The sequence below is a fragment of the Pantoea sp. E956-1 genome, assembly GCF_982223955.1.
The window spans coordinates 224,212-241,382 of sequence record NZ_CEUYZP010000005.1; the positions used below are offsets into that span (position 1 = coordinate 224,212).

At 54.5% G+C, this 17,171-nt stretch carries 8 protein-coding genes; 3 read left to right on the forward strand and 5 right to left on the reverse strand.

Translation table 11 applies throughout. The features are described 5' to 3' along the window. Positions 1–7: 7 nt before the first annotated feature. Positions 8–1,525 carry a BglG family transcription antiterminator gene (locus tag AC0T7J_RS15140; RefSeq protein WP_473795210.1) on the reverse strand — a complete coding sequence of 506 codons (1,518 nt, stop codon included), beginning with the start codon at positions 1,523–1,525 and terminating at the stop codon, positions 8–10. 474 nt (positions 1,526–1,999) lie between these two features. On the opposite strand from AC0T7J_RS15140, the gene AC0T7J_RS15145 reads away from it, so the two are divergent. The 3 genes from AC0T7J_RS15145 to AC0T7J_RS15155 are packed head-to-tail and all read left to right on the forward strand — an operon-like array spanning position 2,000 to position 3,290. Continuing rightward, positions 2,000–2,458, forward strand: a complete 459-nt coding sequence (locus AC0T7J_RS15145) for an STM2901 family protein (RefSeq protein WP_473795211.1) — start codon at positions 2,000–2,002, stop codon at positions 2,456–2,458. Next, entirely contained in the window at positions 2,452–2,784 is a 333-nt protein-coding gene (locus AC0T7J_RS15150) for a DUF1493 family protein (protein ID WP_473795212.1), read from the forward strand. The genes AC0T7J_RS15145 and AC0T7J_RS15150 overlap by 7 nt, the downstream gene beginning before the upstream one ends. Before the next feature lie 20 nt (positions 2,785–2,804). After that, positions 2,805–3,290 (forward strand): Hcp family type VI secretion system effector, encoded by a 486-nt coding sequence (locus tag AC0T7J_RS15155; protein WP_473795213.1) that lies wholly within the window; start codon positions 2,805–2,807, stop codon positions 3,288–3,290. A 151-nt stretch (positions 3,291–3,441) separates the two neighbouring features. Here the strand turns inward: AC0T7J_RS15155 and AC0T7J_RS15160 are convergent, their stop codons facing one another. The 4 genes from AC0T7J_RS15160 to AC0T7J_RS15175 all read right to left on the reverse strand — a co-directional run bounded on the left by AC0T7J_RS15160 (position 3,442) and on the right by AC0T7J_RS15175 (position 17,065). Beyond that, positions 3,442–4,623 carry a beta-barrel domain-containing protein gene (locus AC0T7J_RS15160; protein WP_473795214.1) on the reverse strand — a complete coding sequence of 394 codons (1,182 nt, stop codon included), beginning with the start codon at positions 4,621–4,623 and terminating at the stop codon, positions 3,442–3,444. Continuing rightward, a complete protein-coding gene (locus AC0T7J_RS15165; protein WP_473795215.1) occupies positions 4,620–6,827 on the reverse strand; it encodes a type I secretion system permease/ATPase in 2,208 nt (735 codons plus the stop codon). The genes AC0T7J_RS15160 and AC0T7J_RS15165 overlap by 4 nt, the downstream gene beginning before the upstream one ends. A gap of 28 nt (positions 6,828–6,855) precedes the next feature. Continuing rightward, a complete protein-coding gene (locus AC0T7J_RS15170; RefSeq protein WP_473795216.1) occupies positions 6,856–8,115 on the reverse strand; it encodes a TolC family outer membrane protein in 1,260 nt (419 codons plus the stop codon). A gap of 319 nt (positions 8,116–8,434) precedes the next feature. Next, positions 8,435–17,065, reverse strand: coding sequence for a beta strand repeat-containing protein (locus AC0T7J_RS15175; protein WP_473795217.1), 8,631 nt, complete (start codon positions 17,063–17,065; stop codon positions 8,435–8,437). Between the last annotated feature and the right edge of the window lie 106 nt (positions 17,066–17,171).

Below are 17,171 nucleotides of genomic sequence, written 5' to 3' on the forward strand. Positions count from 1 at the left end.
ATTATCATTAATTAATCGAATTCGATACCAGACACTCCGTTACTCTTGCGATATCTTTCGCCGAGAACAGGGCCGAGACATACACCACCGGTTTTTCCAGCGGCTCCAGCCGGATGGTGGAAATCACCACGTCACACTCATGTCGTTTCAGGGAGTCAGCAATATTTTTCCCTGGCACGATGTCGATAATTTTCCAGTCGGGAAAGGCGCGGATAATCCGTCCGTAAAGCAGCTGCGAGGTGCCCAGACCGCTGGAGCAGACCAGCAATACCCGTTTTACCTTGATGCTGTTTTCGATGGCTGCCTGAATATGCACCGTCAGGTAAGCCACCTCATCGTCACTGATCTCATCCAGGCTGTGCTCCTGCGTCAGCTGGCTGATCACCGCTTTAACGGCGGCGAACACCGTGCCCAGTTCGGTCTGGATATCATGCAGCAGCGGATTTTTAATCCGGATGTGATATCTGAGGCGGTTCAGCATCGGCTTGATATGCGAGGACAGTGAAGCCTGCAGGTTCTGGTCGGTAGTGATTTCAATGTTGATGCGCTGCGCCACCCGGGCGATCAGCGCCTCAGCAAAGCGGGTTTCACGCTCTGAAATCAGGGAGTCATCGTGCTGTGGTGACTCACCGCCCGCCTTACCGGAAGAGACCAGATACTGATAGATGGAGTGAGACTCCTCGGCCACCAGTACCGTGTTGTAGGCGGTCTCAATGCGCTCTATCACCGCCAGTGATACCTGCCATGCGTGATGGTCGCTGACCCGGTTCATCGACACCGCGCGGGCGTCGGTCCTGTGCATCGGCGAGTGACTCCGGTGGATCAGTACCAGAATATGCGTAAATAAATTGATGTAGTAAGGATCGCTTATCGTATATTGCAGTTGCTGTTCAATAAAATTAATTAATTGCAGGGTAAAATGGACAGCCTGCTGACCAAATTTCTCTGAAAGCTCCTGCAGCGTGCTTTCATCCAGACGGCTTTCCATCATGTCCTGACGGTTATAAATCGATTTTAACACCAGCGCTTTCATCGCCATGCGAATGTTATGGTCGCTGCCTTTTATGCTGGTTCCCACACGACTTTTTAATAAGGTTAAATCAAACTGATGTAACCATGTTTCTAATGTTTTCAAATCATTCACTATCGAAGCGCGACTGATAAAATATTTATCCGCCAGTTCGCTGATGGAGGAGCTTTTTGGTGACAGCATTAATAAATCAGACGCTATTTTCAGCATCCTGAAGTTACTGCTGAAATCATCCACTTCGGTTGAGAAAATCCGGCGCGCGGCTATTTCGGACTGCGCGTCAGCGAATTTAATTGTGATCCCTCTCCCACTTTTTCCGCTGAGATTGATTCCCTGGTCAGAAAGTTTTTCGTTAATATCGGCGATATCGCGGCGCAAGGTTCGGGTGGTGATTGCTGTTTTTTCTGAAATAGCGTGCAGGCTCACATAACTGTTATGAGAAATAAGCTGTCGCATAATCGTCAGTTGCCGTTCAGTCAGCGCCTTCATCATCATCAGGTTCCGCTTAATCTGTTATTCGCCTTGTCAGTTATCATCTAAGCAAAGGCACTATGCCATGTAAATATTAAAACATGGCCACAACCTGGTGGTCAGGCTGACCACCAGAAGGTGAGTTTTCGACATAATCGGGGACGAGATGCATGGATATAACAAAGGGGATTAAAGATTTTTGCATGCTGACGGTCGTTGAAATCCTGAGTGCCCCTTTACTGAATATTGGATCGTCATGCCGGAGAGGTTAGGTATGGACAGAGTCACTGCAATTCCGGACCTCTAAGAAAGAGCCAGCGGATCCTCTACCCCATGTGGCCAGACTACTCATTCTGACGACGCTCAGCAGTATTACCAGAAGTGACCAGCCACAACAGATGAAAAGCGAATGAGTCAAATCAGGTGATGAGATCAAGGATGGCGTAAAAAGTAGCCACTATGATGACTTTCCGCACAGGGCTTACAAGGGATTGTGGAATGGATACGGTTGAGGAACTTAACGGAACATACTTTTATGCGGGGCGCTCCAACCTGACAGCTTCTGAGCTTTTCTTCATGATCTTCTGTGAAACCACAGCGAATCATTTTGGGATAGATGATCTGGCTGCAGTTATAGCCCTTTACAGCGGTGTTAATAATCAGAAAACCCGTACTAAGCCCCAGGGGGCAAAAGAGGGCACTTCACGAGTATCTAAAGCGATGCGCAAATATTTTAAGAATGCGAAGTTCCCCTTTGGGATAAAGTTGCCTACATGGGTGGGTGGCTATACCCCCTGGACGGCTGAACGCCGAATGGTAGCAAAAATAAGCACATTTATTGGACGAACGATTCCTCTCATAGGTGAAGTGATTATAATTGCAGATGTATGGCAAATTACTTACTGCGCAATACGTAACTACAACCGTATAGCACGAGGCAACGATAAATTATGGTAGATGACGTTGAACAACGCGTTTTCGCGCTGGCCAGACGCTACAGTGGCGTTTACCTGTTTAATAATGATAAGAAGCAAAAACTACTAAATCATGAAACCGACCTTGATACAGATATGTTGTTAGACATTGGTGAGGCGGAAGAACTTATGAATGATTACTTTGAGGAGTTTCACGTTTCCAGAGGAAACTTCAGAATTGAAACTTATTATCCGGATGAACCACTATCCTGGAATCCATTCAAAAAGGCCTTGCCCGTTCCCGTTCCGGATTTCACTTTAGGGATGCTGATTGAGTCAGCGAAAGCCGGTAAATGGTTATACGAATAACTATTAACAAAGAGTGTGAAGTGGCTGTACCTGTACTTTTTTTAACGGATGACGGCGGTGCAATAATCCGTGGTTATTCAGACGTTATAGACCGTGAAGGCAGTATAGAATTACGCGGTTTACAGCATAATCTGATGATCCCAACGGACCCGATGACCGGAAAGGTTACCGGGACACGTCAGCATTCTCCCTTTCAGTTTAGTAAGGAGCTTAATAGTGCTTTGCCTTATCTGTTTAAGGTTGCCGCAACAGGCCAGACGCTAAAGTCAGCTGAGTTCCTTTTTTATCACATCAATGACGCCGGACAGGAGGTTGAGTATTACCGCATCTCCCTTGAGAATGAAAAAGTTATTTCTGTCAGTCCGGTCATGTATGACACCCGCGGTTGTCCCGGCAAGGGTCATATGGAAGAGGTGGCGCTGAACTACGAGAAGATCACTCATTTATATAAAGACGATAATCTGTTACCGCATGATGCATGGAATGAGCAGCCGACAGCATCATGAGCAGTGATTTCATGATTTTATAACAGGAGTTGCTCTGGCATCGTCATCCGCAGCAGCAGAGTCCTTATTCTGCACAGACAAAAGATCAGAATCAGCTAACGGGGTCAGATCTGACCCCGAAAAATGCCCCCATCTCCAGGCCCCGCAGCTCTTATCTCTCCCGCAGCGCTTCCTTCGCGCGGTTCAGCGGTTTCATCAGATATTCCATGATGGTTTTACTGCCGGTGTGAATCTCGCCCATCGCAATCATGCCGGGATAAACCGGAAACTTTTTGCCCTTTTTATTGACCAGATAATCCTTATCGGTGCGAATGTAGACGCGGTAATAGTACTGGTCGCGATGGACTTCATCCTGGATGGTGTCAGGTGAGATAGAAGCCACTTTACCCTCCAGACCGCCATAGATGTTGTAGTCGTAGGCAGTGAGTTTCACCACCGCACGCTGGCCGGGCGTGATAAAGGCGACATCGCGCGGGGCAATCTGCGCCTCAATCATCAGTTGCTCATCCAGCGGCACAATCTCCATCAGATTGCCGCGCTGTGGGATAACGCCGCCAACCGTATTAACCTCGATATCTTTAACAATGCCTCTGACCGGCGTAACAATCACCGTGCGCTTCAGCGAGTCAGCGCGTCCGATAATAATGGAGCGCTGAGACGCCGCTTCGGCATTGGCTTTCGCCAGCTCTTCACGCGCCTGGACGATATAGTGATTCTCAGCGTCGTTGAGTTTGTTTTGCAGATCGTTCGCCTGGCGTTTCAGCCGCAGCACTTCCACATTACTGGCCGCGCCTTTAGCCACCAGCGACGAGGTCAGCCGTAACTCGCGGTTGATCAGCTCCAGCGCTTCGGTCAGGCCGCTGATGGTCTTGCTGTAGTTTTCACGGCGCGACTGATAAAGCGCGGTTTCAGCAGCCACCAGTGGCGGATCGGCTAATACTTCAGGCGGAAAGATCAGAGGTGTACCAGCGGTCTCAGCCTGTAAGCGGGCCGCCGTCGCCAGCGCGGCACGTAACCGCGAGGTGCTTTCCTGCACACCGGAATCAATCTGGGTCGGATCCAGCAGGGCCAGCACCTGACCCGCCTCAACCACATCGCCTTCGTGAACCTTCAGCTCTTTCAGGATCCCGCCCTCCAGCGACTGAATAATCTGCTCGTGTGAGCTGGGTACGACTTTGCCGACACCGACGGTGACTTCATCCAGTTCGAAGTTCGAGGCCCAGATAAAGAACAGCACCAGCATGATCAGCACCGACAGGATGATCAGACCGCCAGAGGAGACCCGCTTACGGGAACGCTGAGACTTCTTTTTACGGAATAAGGAGAAACTCATACCTGTGCTCCCTGCGGTTTAACGTTCACTTTGCCCTGATGCGGCGCTGCGCTGGCCTCAGGCCTGGTGATAAGCATCTCGGCTTTCGTTCCATCCCGCGCAATCCTGCCCTTATCGATCAGCATGATGCGATCCACCAGCTGCAGTACCGCCGGACGGTGAGTGGCGATAATCAGCGTCCGGTTGCCCATCCACGTCATCAGCCGCTCAATCAGATGTTTTTCCGCGCTATCATCCAGCCAGGCGGTAGGCTCATCCAGCAGCAGTACGCTGGGCTGGCGGAGCAGGGTGCGCGCCAGCAACAGCTGCTGACGCTGACCGCCAGACAATCCTTTGCCGCCCTCCTGCAACAGGTAATCCATGCCTTCCGGCAAGCGTTGAATAAAGTCGAGTGCGCCGCTGATCTCCAGTGCCTGCAGCATCTCCTCTTCGGTCGCCAGCGGCATGCCCAGGCGTAAGTTCTCGCGGATCGTGCCGTAAAAAAGGGAAGAGGTCTGGGTAAGCAGGCCGACATCACGCCGCACATCCAGCGGATCGATAGAGGAAAGACGCACGCCATCCAGCAGCAGTGCGCCTTCGCCCGGTTGCAACAGGCCCGCCATCAGTTGCAGCAGCGTCGATTTACCGGAACCATTACGCCCCAGTAGCGCCACTTTCTCACCGGCTTTAATCGTCAGCTTTTTCACCGTCAGCACCGGGTCAGGGGCGTTCGGGTCGTAGCGATAAATAACGTCGGAGAGGGCATATTCGCCGTTAATGCGCGGACGATGAACCCGGATGCTGCGCTCTGGCTGATCGACCTCACTGTTAAGCAGGTTCTCCAGTCCTTCACGCGCCACTTTAGCCTGCTGCCAGCGGCCAAATATCATCGCCAGTTGTCCCAGCGGTGCCATCATGCGTGACGCCAGCATCGAGCAGCCGATTAACACGCCGGTAGAGAGGTCGCCACTCATGGCAAAGAAGGCACCCACCAGCACCACGCCCACGTACGCAATAGTCTGGACTTCGCTGGTCCAGCTCATCAGCAATCCGCTGATAAAACGCTGCTTCTGCGAAGATTGACTGATTACCTCGTTGAGGTGATTCCACTGGTTCTGAAAGTAGGGCTCTGCGCGCAGCAGCTTGATGTCATCCATGCCCTGTACGGTCTCAACCAGCATGGCGCTGCGAACCGCGGACTCGCGCATGGTCGCTTTGGAGAGCTTCGCCAGCGACCCCTGTGCCAGCAGGCCCGGAATAACAATCAGCGGAATCGCCGCCAGCGGAACCAGCACCAGCCATCCCCCCAGTAACCAGAGGATAAAGAGAAAGATGATTAAAAAAGGCAGATCGGCAATCGCAGAAATGGTGGTCGAGGTAATCAGTTCACGGATCTGTTCCAGCTCGCGGATCTGAGCAATAAAAGAGCCGGTGGATTTGGGCCGCTGATCGTTACGGATACGCAACGCGTGACCAAAGACGCGGTCGGAGATGCGCAAATCCGCACTTTTACCTGCCATATCAGAGATATGCGTGCGGATAATGCGCATCACAAAAACGCAGGTCAGGGCGATCATTACGCCACCAAACAGCACCCAGAGTGAAGGAACGGACTGGGAAGGGATCACCCGATCATACACCTGCATGGTGAACAGCATCGCGGAGAGACCGAGCACGTTGGAGATCAGCGACGCAAACATCACGTTTACATAGGCTGGCCACTCCCGAAGAATGGTCTGCCACAGCCAGTCAGCACGATGCGGCTTGATATAGTCATCTACCCGCGCATCCGGCACCGAGGACTCCGGCTTCGCCAGCAGTACGCGCTGCGCATGCTGCGACAGCTCTTCAATACTCAGCGTGGTCTGCAGCTGTTTTTCGCCGTTCAGCATCACGCTGACTTTGTCTTCTTCGCCTGCCGTGGTGATGACGCCGACGCCGCGGGGACCAAAATCGACGATCAGCGGCATCCGCCAGGGATCGAGCTGATCCGGATGAAATTCATCAAAAATGACCAGCAGGCCGAGCTGGCGGGCCATATTTTCAATCAGCGCATCCTGTGAAAGATGCTGCATATGCCATTCCGCTTCTCCTTTCACCCGTTCAGGTGAACCATCAAGCCGGTAATGTTTAGCCACCAGCAGCAGCGCTTCAAGCCAGGGGGTATAAGCCTTTTTTGCCTCAGGCTGGGCTGAAGCACTCTCCCTGTCAGATATCGTGTTCATTATCGTCTTCTCTTCGTTGCTGACAGAATTACGGCGCAATGCGCAGTCCGTGGATCTCTTTATTATTTAAATCAAACGCGTCGCGTGCCATTCCGGTCACCACCAGATAATTAACGGAGGAGGCCCACAGATCGCAGCGGGCGTTAATTAAATCCTGCCGGGCGCGACTTATTTCCTGTTCAGCATTGAGTAAGTCGAGAACATTTCGATTACCTAAAGATAAATATTGTTCCCGGTACAGCGCGCGCGTTTCCATAATGGTTTTCATCCGGCTGCTCAGCAAAGTGATATTTTTTTGCAATCCCTTAACGCTCTGGAAATAATTTCTTTGTTGATCGCTAATCTCCAGTTTCTTACTGGAAATAGTGGTTCTGGCTGCTTCCAGCGCTCTGGCACTGGCGCTTTCCTGCGCCACTAATGCGCCGCCCTGATAAAGGGTGCTGTTAACAGAAAGATAAACGTTCTGATACTGGCTATGGCGCTGATAATCCGCAATGTCACCGATATATTTGTTGGTGTTGGCTTCAAGCGATAATGTGGGGTAGCGCTGCGCTTTGTAATTACGTAACTCTGCCAGGGCGACGGCGGCATCTGCCTGGGCCACTAAAATGGTCGGGTTACGGTTTAAATCGATCCGGGCGCTCTGACGTTCAATCAGGGGCAACAGGGAGACCGGCGCGGATATTTTCTTCTCTGCGACCGGCTGGCCGAGTAGCGATTGCAGATGGTATTTCTGCTGCGCCAGTTTGATTTCCAGATCCAGCTGTGACGCCTGTGCGGCTTCAACGCGCGCCTGGGCCTGAACCGGATCCACACGGGTGCTGGCCCCGGCCTCGGCACGCATTTGCGTCAGTGCCAGGATGTCACGCAGTGCTTTTACCTCTTTTTTTGCATTATCAAGCAGCTGCGTTGATCGATAAACCTCATTCAGTGCCAGGGCGGTCTGCTCAATAATGGTGTCGATCTGCATCAGGACCGTGGCCTGCTGGCGCAGATATTTCGCGCTGGCCTGATCGACCGCGCTGCCGGTTTTACCAAAGTCGTAGAGCATCTGAGAAAGGCCGACGGTCGCGATATGGCCGCTGCCTTCATCCTGCTGTCGCCCCGTGGTGATGCCCGCTTTTATGGCGGGCAGATAGCCCGTTTTCGCGGCATCAATGGTGAATCCTGATGACTCCAGCGTCGCAATGCTGCTGCTGATGGAGGGGTGATGATTAACCGCCAGTTGAATGGCCGCCTGCCAGTCAGCCGGAAAGCTGTCAGCCCCGTTTGATTCTGCAGGCTGCATATCAATTTCGGCCGGATTAATTTGTAATGTATCTGCCAGCGCAGAACCGCCCGCAGGTAAAGTTCCGGGATCGGGCGTTTTAGAAAATACGCCCCAAAAGCCGGACGGGGCTTCATTTATTGAAGGCTCACTTGCAGAAAATAGTTTTTTATCTGCAGCAAAAGAAGAGTGGGTAATAAAAATACAGTGCAAAATGATAATTATTTTTTTCATGATATTTTAAAAGTTAAATATACCTCAGTCATAAAGAGCGGCTTAGCGCGCAGGGAAAGAGCAGGCTGGTATAAATAACCCAGCCTGCTTTTAATGCGGATTTTAATTATCCGATGGTTACATCGTCTTCAATATATAACTGTACCACGGAGCCATCGGCTGCAGAACTGGTGTAATGGTTATAGTTAACCCCATTTGCCACTAATCCGTCTGCCTGCTCCCAGTTACCATTGAGCGTCACCGTGTCGCCATTTTCCCCTCTGACAAATAACGTATTATCGTTATCCGTTACCTTCAGCAGACTTTCTGCACTGACCACCAGATTGTCTTTTGCGGCATCCGTCATCAGGTCGATGGTTTCAATATTATTGACCCTGGCCGAGATATCACTGAGGTTCAGAGTACCTGTGCCATGCCAGGCCAGCGTATCGTTACCATTAGCGCCGTTGATCGAGATGAAATCGGTATCATAGACTTCGAAAACATCTGCACCGCTGGTGCCGGTGAAGGTAATTTCTCCACCCGCGCTGCCATCAACATCCACACCCAGGTTAAAGCTCAGAGAAGCATTGCTGCCGTCTGACAGGGCATAGGTGAAGGTGTCAGTGTTACCGCTGTGCGCATACGTCTCATCCACCTCGTAGCTGTAGTGACCCGTCTCATTGATAACCAGCGTGCCATAGGCGCCTTTGACGCTGACGGCACTGTCGTCGGTAATCGCGGTGGTTTCACCATTCAGGCTCACCGATACCACGGTCAGATCGGCTGAGACATCCGCTATGGAACCGGTCAGATGCTCTGTCACTTCGTTGAAGTTCAGGCCCTGCTGAACATAGAGTTTGACTACCGAGCCATCCAGTGCCGTGCTGGTGTAGAGGGTGTAGGTAATGTTATTCAGCGTTTCCACGCCGTTAACGGTCCACACGCCCTGAAGTGAAAGGGAGTCATTACTGCCACCCCTGACATACAGCATATTGCTGGCATCAGTGATTTTCTCAATATCATCGGCACCCATCAGCAGCGTCGTCGCCTGGGCGTTGTCCTGCAAATCGATGATTTCGATATTGTTCACTTTGTCCGCAATCTCACTGAGGTTCAGCTCGCTTGCACCATTCCAGACCAGCGTATCCTGACCTGATTTACCATCCACCGAGGTGAACTGGGTGTCGTGAACGGTAAAGCTGTCATCGCCAACGGTACCGGCAAAGATCAGCGCACCCCCTTCCGAACCATCCACGGAAACACCCAGCGTCATCACCAGGTTTTTGGTGGTGCCATCTGCCAGAATGTAGGTGAATGCATCTTCACTGCCGGTCAGTTTGATCACCGAGTCACTGTTCAGCGTGTAGGTATAACTGCCATCGGTATGAATAGTCAGCGTGCCGTAGGTTCCCGCAATGGTGGTGCCCGCTGCGGCCACCAGCGTGTAGCTTGCGGCACCGGTCACAATCCCTGCGGTTATCGATTTCACCAGCAGTGAACTGTCACTGGCGCTGTCGCTGGTAAAGACCGAGCCATTGACGCTGGAGCTGGTGCTGACCTTATAGTCGGTGGTGCTGACGATATTCACTGCCACTTGCACGGTGAGCGCGTCGTAGTTGGTTGACCACAGGAAGCCAGGATGTCCGGACTGCGTGCTGTCGACCACGATGCGATAGGTTCCCGCGCTCTGGCCTTCCAGCGAAACATTCAGCGGACTGTCGCTGGTGACCGCCTGAGTGCCGCTGGTCACGTTGTCCCAGCGCAGCGTCTGCTCGTTGTAAACCTGCAACGACCAGTTCACCGACACGGTATTGCTGGCATTGATCGACGCCCCGGTCACGCTGACGTTAATCTCCTGCAGATCGCTGATGCTGTTAACCGTGAAGCTCTCACTGGTGAAAGTGCTGGTCGCGGTGTTCATCGTGGTGGTCTGCGCCACGCTGTCGCTGAGCAGGGCAACGTCGCCCGTGACATCGGCCGCATTGTTTTCAGACGCGGTTTCGGTGCTGCTCAGTTTCATGTCGCGATCAACATAGAGGTTCACCGTCTGACCATCGGCGGTGGTGCCGACGTAATGAACGTAATCCACATTGTTGACCACTTCACTGCCTGACAGCGTCCAGCTCCCGGAGAGTGTCAGTATGTCTGTGATGGAACCTTTAACAAACAGTGTGTTGTTTGCATCGGTGATAGCCGCCACATTTTGCGCGGTGACAACCAGATTATTCACTGCACTGTCATTAACCAGCTCAATCTCTTCAATATTGCTGATTTTCGACTGCAGATCGCTGAGTGTCAGTGTGCCTCTGCCGCTCCACACCAGCGTATCCAGACCTTCGCCTCCATCAATGTGGGTAAAGCTGGTATCGCTCACGTTAAAGATATCGCCGCTCGCTGTTCCTGTTACATCCTGCGCAGCGGTAACGGTATATTCCGTTCCATTCTGGCTATCCGTATAGGTGGCTGAAGAGAGATTAATTCCCTGCTGCACGTAGATATCGACCACTGTTCCGGCAGCGGTTGTGCTGGTGTAGTGCGTCCAGGAGATGCTGTCGACGATTACCGTGCCACTGTCGACCCAGGTGCCTTCCAGCGTCACGCTGTCGCCAGCGATGCCCTTGATATAGAGTGCGTTACTTTCGCTGGTAACCTCTTCGACGCTCTGCGCATCAAGCACCAGGTTGTCGCTGCTGGTGGTTGAGGTCAGCATGATCGATTCGATATTGCTGACTTTTGCCGCGACGTCGCTTAAGACCAGCTGACCATTACCATGCCATGCCAGCGTGTCGTTGCCAGCCGCACCATCTACCGAGGCGAATTGAGTGTCATACACATCAAACACATCGTCTGCTTCAGTACCGTGGAACACCAGCGCACCGCCGTTGCTGCCGTTAACCTCAACGCCCAGATGGATCGTGACGGTGGCAGTAACGACCTCACCATTGGCACCTTTCAGCGCGTAGGTAAACACGTCTTCAGAGCCGGCTGGCAGTGTGGTGGTAGCAGGGGTATAGGTATAAGCCCCGTTGTTATAGATCACCAGGGTGCCATACTGACCCGCAATGGAGACGCCACTTTCGGTGACCCAGGTATAGCTGTCATCGATCGTCACATCGCTGGTGCTGTCTCCGGCTTTGGCATAGATGCGGGTGTAGATGGAACTCAGCTTATCAACCGCACCGTCTGTGCCTTCGTCGGTCAGCACGTTGCCAGTGGCGAGTTCATTCGCGGTGATGACGTAATCCGTAGTACTTACGGTTTGTGCCGACATTGCCAGTATCACGTTATTCGTTGCACCGGTGGTAGAAATTGCTACGCGGTAAGTGCCTTCACCCAGGCCGGTCAGCAGCGACGACATCTCCACGTTCTGGATCACTTCCTGGTTATGCTGTCCGGCTGCCACGACGGCGGTCTGCGTTTTCACCGTGGACCATGTGCCATCACTGTTCTGCATCTGCACGTTATAAGTGATGTTTAATGGTGTGGCGAAGTTATTGCCCAATAATCCCCATTCGGTGGTTAACGTCAGTGAACCCGTGACTATATCGTCACTACCCGACAGCGTGAAGGTCGAGGTGTAGTTCTCGGTTCCGCCTGCGACCAGCTTAACGTCCGCATTTGTGGCGCTGGATGACTCGTAAGTCACCGTAACGCTGGCATTTGCCTCGTTACTGGAAGCGATGTCGGTGACCGCTGTCGCTGTGGGATCGGTTGGATCCCAGCTCAGAGCCAGGGCCGCATTGGTGGTACCAATCTGCACGTGAATCTGGGCGGATGAACTCACACCGGTGGCAGAGTCGGTAATGGTATAGGTAAAGGAATCTACCTTACCGATGCTGTCCATGGATGAGATCGGGGTGTAGACATAGCTGCCATCGGAGTTGATGACCAGCGTGCCGTACTGACCTGTCAGTGTGGCGGTTTTGGTGGTGGCGTCCAGCGTGACAGATGTCACGGTGCCATCACTGCTGGTCACACTCACTGCACTCACTGAGGTATAGGCGCTGTGCGGAATACCATCTGCACCATAGACGGTATCGACATCCGTGATCACATTGCCGGTTGCCGTGGTGTAGTCGGTCGGCGTGCCCTGTTCCGCCAGCGTATAGACGGTTTTAGAGGCGTTCAGATTAAAGTTCGCACCGAGGTTAATACCACCGGTGGTATAAACCAGCTGATACTGGCCAGCAGTCAGACCGGTTAGCGTGATGGTAGAGGTTGATGCGCCCAGGCCAAACAGTCCAAACAGGTTTCCGCTGTTCTCTTCAGAGACAGTGACCCAGGTGCTGGTGGACGAATCATACTTCTGCAACACCAGCGTTGAGCTACTGGCGACATTAAGGAAAGCGGAAGAGGTTGCCGTGACATCAAGATCGATAATGGTGCCATCGGCCACCACAATCGGATCACTGACAATCTTATTGTTGAACGACACTAATCCACTGTCTTCCAGTACTGTCCCCAGATCCTGACTCACATCAACCGGATAGGTAAATCCGACCGCTGCACCTGAGCTGACATTATCGGAGGCTGTCAGAACAATCGCCTGCACATTCAGATCCAGAGCATCAGATGGCGCGCTGCTGTTACCTGCCGCGTCTGTTACGGTAAAGGTCACTTGATGCGTGCCGTCATACAAACCGTCTTCAGCGGTAAATTTCCAGCTGCCATCATCAGCAACGGTGGTTTCGCCGACGATCTGATCCTTGTCATAGATCGTAACGGTGGCACCAGGCTCAAGATCGCTACCGCTAAAGGTGAGTTTACTGTCGCTCTGGGTTTCGGCTGCGTTAACTGTTGCACCGACTTCATCGGTGATCAGCACCGTAGTAATGTCCACGCCTTCCGGTGCAACAGAATCCACGAGATAACTGACAGCGTCAGATTCACCGCTGCTGTTACCTGCCGCGTCGACTGTCTCAAACGTAAAGCGATGATCACCCTCAGTCAGCGCTTCAGACGGCGTGAAAGACCAGCTGCCATCGTCGGCGACCTGGGCTTCACCCAATACCGTATCATTATCGCGAACGATAATAGTGGTGCCCGCTTCCTGACCTGAGGCGCTAAAGGTCGGTGTAGTATCACTGATAGCGCTACCAGCGACTAACGCATTACCCGCATCATCAGAGACGACCATCGTGGCCACATTAATGACCTCAGGCGCAACCGTGTCGACGACGACGTTAACGGTGTCACTGCCAGTGTTTCCTTCCGCATCCGTGACAGTCACGATTAACGCATGGTCACCTTCAGCCAGTGCTGCTTCAGGCGTAAAGCTCCAGCTTCCATCTTCAGCAACCACGATACTTCCCAGCGCGGTTTCCCCATCGGCGATAGTCACTGTGGTACCTGGTGTCTGATCTTTTCCGCTGAACGTCGGTGTGGCGTCATTAATGGCATCGCCATCAACAATCACGCGTCCTGCATCATCGGTAATTACGACACCGGTGTTAATGCCTTTGGCAGCTGAGACTGACAGATCCAGTACCTCAGACATGCCGCTGCTGTTGCCGACTGCATCGGTGACTTCAAACGTAAAGTGATGATCGCCATCGTCGAGTGCGGTTGATGGTGTAAACGACCAGCTGCCATCCTCATTCACCGTCGTTTCGCCCAATACAGTTTCACCGTCGCGAACAATAACGGTGGCTCCTGCTTCGAGATCTTTACCACTGAAGGTCGGTATATTTTCAGAGGTAACATCCGCGGCGGTAATCGCATTGCCATCCTCATCGGCCAGCGTCACCGTCGTGATATCAACCTGGTCTGGGGCGGTGGTATCAATCGTGACGTTGAAGATGCCGTCAACACTCGCACCTTCTGAATCGGTAACCGTGACCTTGATAGCGTGCGCACCTTCAGCCAGTGGGTTTTCGGGCGTGAAGGTCCAGCTGCCATCTTCGCCAGCTGTCACGGTAGTCAGTGTCGTTTCGCCATCAGTGATGACAATATTCGTTCCCGGTTCGAAGTTTTTACCGTTGAAGGTTGGGGTGCTATCACTAACGGTGTCGCCATCCAGAATAGCGGTGCCGTTATCATCAACGATCTCCATAGAAGGCGCGGTTTGCACCACGACATTAACGGTGTCATTGACCGCGTTGCCGTTTGCGTCGGTGCCGTCGATGACCAGGGCATGATCGCCGTCATCCAGCGGAGTTTCCGGCGTGAAGGTCCAGCTGCCGTCGTCGCCCACGGTGGCGGTGCCGAGCTCGGTGTCGCCGTCGGAGACGGTCACGGTGGAGCCAGGCTGCATGCCGCCGCCGCCGATAGTCGGGGTGCTGTCGCTGGTGCTGCTGCCGTCCGCGATCGGATTGCCTGCGTCGTCGGTCAGGCCCGGCGCGGTGGCGCTGGTGTCGACGTTCACCTCGACGGTGCTGCTGCTGGCGTTGCCGTTCGCATCAATACCGTCAACCACGAGCGCGTGCCCGCCGTCTTCCAGCGGGGCGTCGGGGGTGAAGGTCCAGCTGCCGTCCTCGCCCACGGTGGCGGTGCCGAGCTCGGTGTCGCCGTCGGTGATCACCACGGTGGAGCCGGGCTGCATGCCGTTACCACTGATCGTTGGGGTACTGTCGCTGGTGCTGCTGCCGTCCGCGATCGAATTGCCGGCGTCGTCGGTGAGGCCCGGCGCGGTGGCGCTGGTGTCGACGGTGACGTCGACGGTGCTGCTGCTGGCGTTGCCGCTGGCGTCGGTGCCGTCGATGACCAGGGCGTGCCCGCCGTCATTCAGCGGGGTTTCCGGCGTAAATGTCCAGCTGCCGTCCTCGCCCACGGTGGCGGTGCCGAGCTCGGTGTCGCCGTCGGTGATCACCACGGTGGAGCCGGGCTGCATGCCGCCACCGCCGATAGTCGGGGTGCTGTCGCTGGTGCTGCTGCCGTCCGCGACCGGGTTGCCCGCGTCGTCGGTGAGGCCCGGCGCGGTGGCGCTGGTGTCGACGTTCACCTCGACGGTGCTGCTGCTGGCGTTGCCGTTCGCATCAATACCGTCAACCACGAGCGCGTGCCCGCCGTCGGCCAGCGGGGCGTCGGGGGTGAAGGTCCAGCTGCCGTCCTCGCCCACGGTGGCGGTGCCGAGCTCGGTGTCGCCGTCGGTGATCACCACGGTGGAGCCGGGCTGCATGCCGTTACCACTGATGGTTGGCGTGCTGTCGCTGGTGCTGCTGCCGTCGGCGATCGGATTGCCGGCGTCGTCGGTCAGGCCCGGCGCGGTGGCGCTGGTGTCGACGTTCACGTCGACGGTGCTGCTGCTGGCGTTGCCGTTCGCATCAATACCGTCAACCACGAGCGCGTGCTCGCCGTCTTCCAGCGGCGCATCAGGGGTGAAGGTCCAGCTGCCGTCCTCGCCCACGGTGGCGGTGCCGAGCTCGGTGTCGCCGTCGGAAACGGTCACGGTGGATCCGGGCTGCATGCCGTTACCATTGATCGTCGGAGTGCTGTCGCTGGTGGTGCTGCCGTCCGCGACCGGGTTGCCCGCGTCGTCGGTGAGGCCGGGTGCGGTGGCGCTGGTGTCGACCGTCACCTCGACGTTGCTGCTGCTGGCGTTGCCGCTGGCGTCGGTGCCGTCAACCACGAGCGCGTGTTCGCCGTCATCAAGCGGGGCGTCAGGGGTGAAGGTCCAGCTGCCGTCCTCGCCCACGGTGGCGGTGCCGAGCTCGGTGTCGCCGTCGGTGATCACCACGGTGGAGCCGGGCTGCATGCCGCCGCCGCCGATGGTCGGGGTGCTGTCGCTGGTGCTGCTGCCGTCGGCGACCGGGTTGCCGGCGTCGTCGGTCAGGCCCGGCGCGGTGGCGCTGGTGTCGCCTTCCGCTGGTTTACCTGTGTCGTCGCCCGCGCCCGGCGTAGAATCATTGCCATTGTCTTCTGCCGGGTTACCAGCGTCGTCGCCCGCGCCCGGCACAGAGGCACTGCCATTGTCTTCAGCCGGGATACCTGCATTATCACTCGCGCCCGGCGTTGTGTCGCCGGTGTCGATGATAACGTCGACGGTGCTGCTGGCAGGGTTGCCGCTGGCGTCGGTGCCGTCAACCACGAGCGCGTGCTCGCCGTCGGCCAGCGGGGCGTCAGGGGTGAAGGTCCAGTTACCGTCGGCATCCACGGTGGCGGTGCCGAGCTCGGTGTCGCCGTCGGCGATCACCACGGTGGAGCCGGGCTGCATGCCGTTACCACTGATCGTTGGGGTGCTGTCGCTGGTAGGACGACCAGCCACGGGGTTACCGGCGTCATCCGTAAGAGATGGTGTTACGACAGGAACAACGCTGGCAGCACTGTTGTCTTCATTGGCTGCTGCCGTGTTGTTATTTCTGGAGGAGGAGCCACCGCCACCAGAGTTTGAGGCCGCCGCCACACCAATTATCGCGGCCAGACCACCTAAAACGCCACCCGCTACATAGACATTGTCTGCAATCAGGGGATCCGCAGTCGTCGAGACGAGTTCATATACGCCATTAGCCGCATCATAGTTATACGCATAGGCCACACCGTCCGGACCGGAGGCAGTCATGATTGGGAGTTCATCTGCGCTGACGTTTTGCAGGACGATGTCGTACTGCTCACCCGTTACATCATCCACCAACTTAAACTTCATCTGGCCGTTAGCTTTTGACGCAACGATCTTCTGTGGAGGCTGCCCATCAACGCTGTGAACTTCATAGGACGCAGCCTGTGGCGTGGACTTCAATGCCAGCGGCTGCCCAGATTCTAAAGCATGCTTAGCAATGATATTGCCATTGCTGTCTTTAATAATTAATTGAACTTTCATTTTTCACCCATAGATGCCGAAATGAACCCGGTGATTAATTAATCACCGGGCGTTGCTGTGCTGTTTTAAGAAAAGTTTTGTTAAAACAATTAATTAACCTCCATGT

What these genes read in the sequence shown, in the direction of transcription:
- AC0T7J_RS15140 (WP_473795210.1), bottom strand. Translation starts at nt 1,525, where the DNA reads ATGATGATGAAGGCGCTGACTGAACGGCAACTGACGATTATGCGACAG.
- AC0T7J_RS15145 (WP_473795211.1), top strand. Translation starts at nt 2,000, where the DNA reads ATGGATACGGTTGAGGAACTTAACGGAACATACTTTTATGCGGGGCGC.
- AC0T7J_RS15150 (WP_473795212.1), top strand. Translation starts at nt 2,452, where the DNA reads ATGGTAGATGACGTTGAACAACGCGTTTTCGCGCTGGCCAGACGCTAC.
- AC0T7J_RS15160 (WP_473795214.1), bottom strand. Translation starts at nt 4,623, where the DNA reads ATGAGTTTCTCCTTATTCCGTAAAAAGAAGTCTCAGCGTTCCCGTAAG.
- AC0T7J_RS15165 (WP_473795215.1), bottom strand. Translation starts at nt 6,827, where the DNA reads ATGAACACGATATCTGACAGGGAGAGTGCTTCAGCCCAGCCTGAGGCA.
- AC0T7J_RS15170 (WP_473795216.1), bottom strand. Translation starts at nt 8,115, where the DNA reads ATGCAGCCTGCAGAATCAAACGGGGCTGACAGCTTTCCGGCTGACTGG.
- AC0T7J_RS15175 (WP_473795217.1), bottom strand. Translation starts at nt 17,065, where the DNA reads ATGAAAGTTCAATTAATTATTAAAGACAGCAATGGCAATATCATTGCT.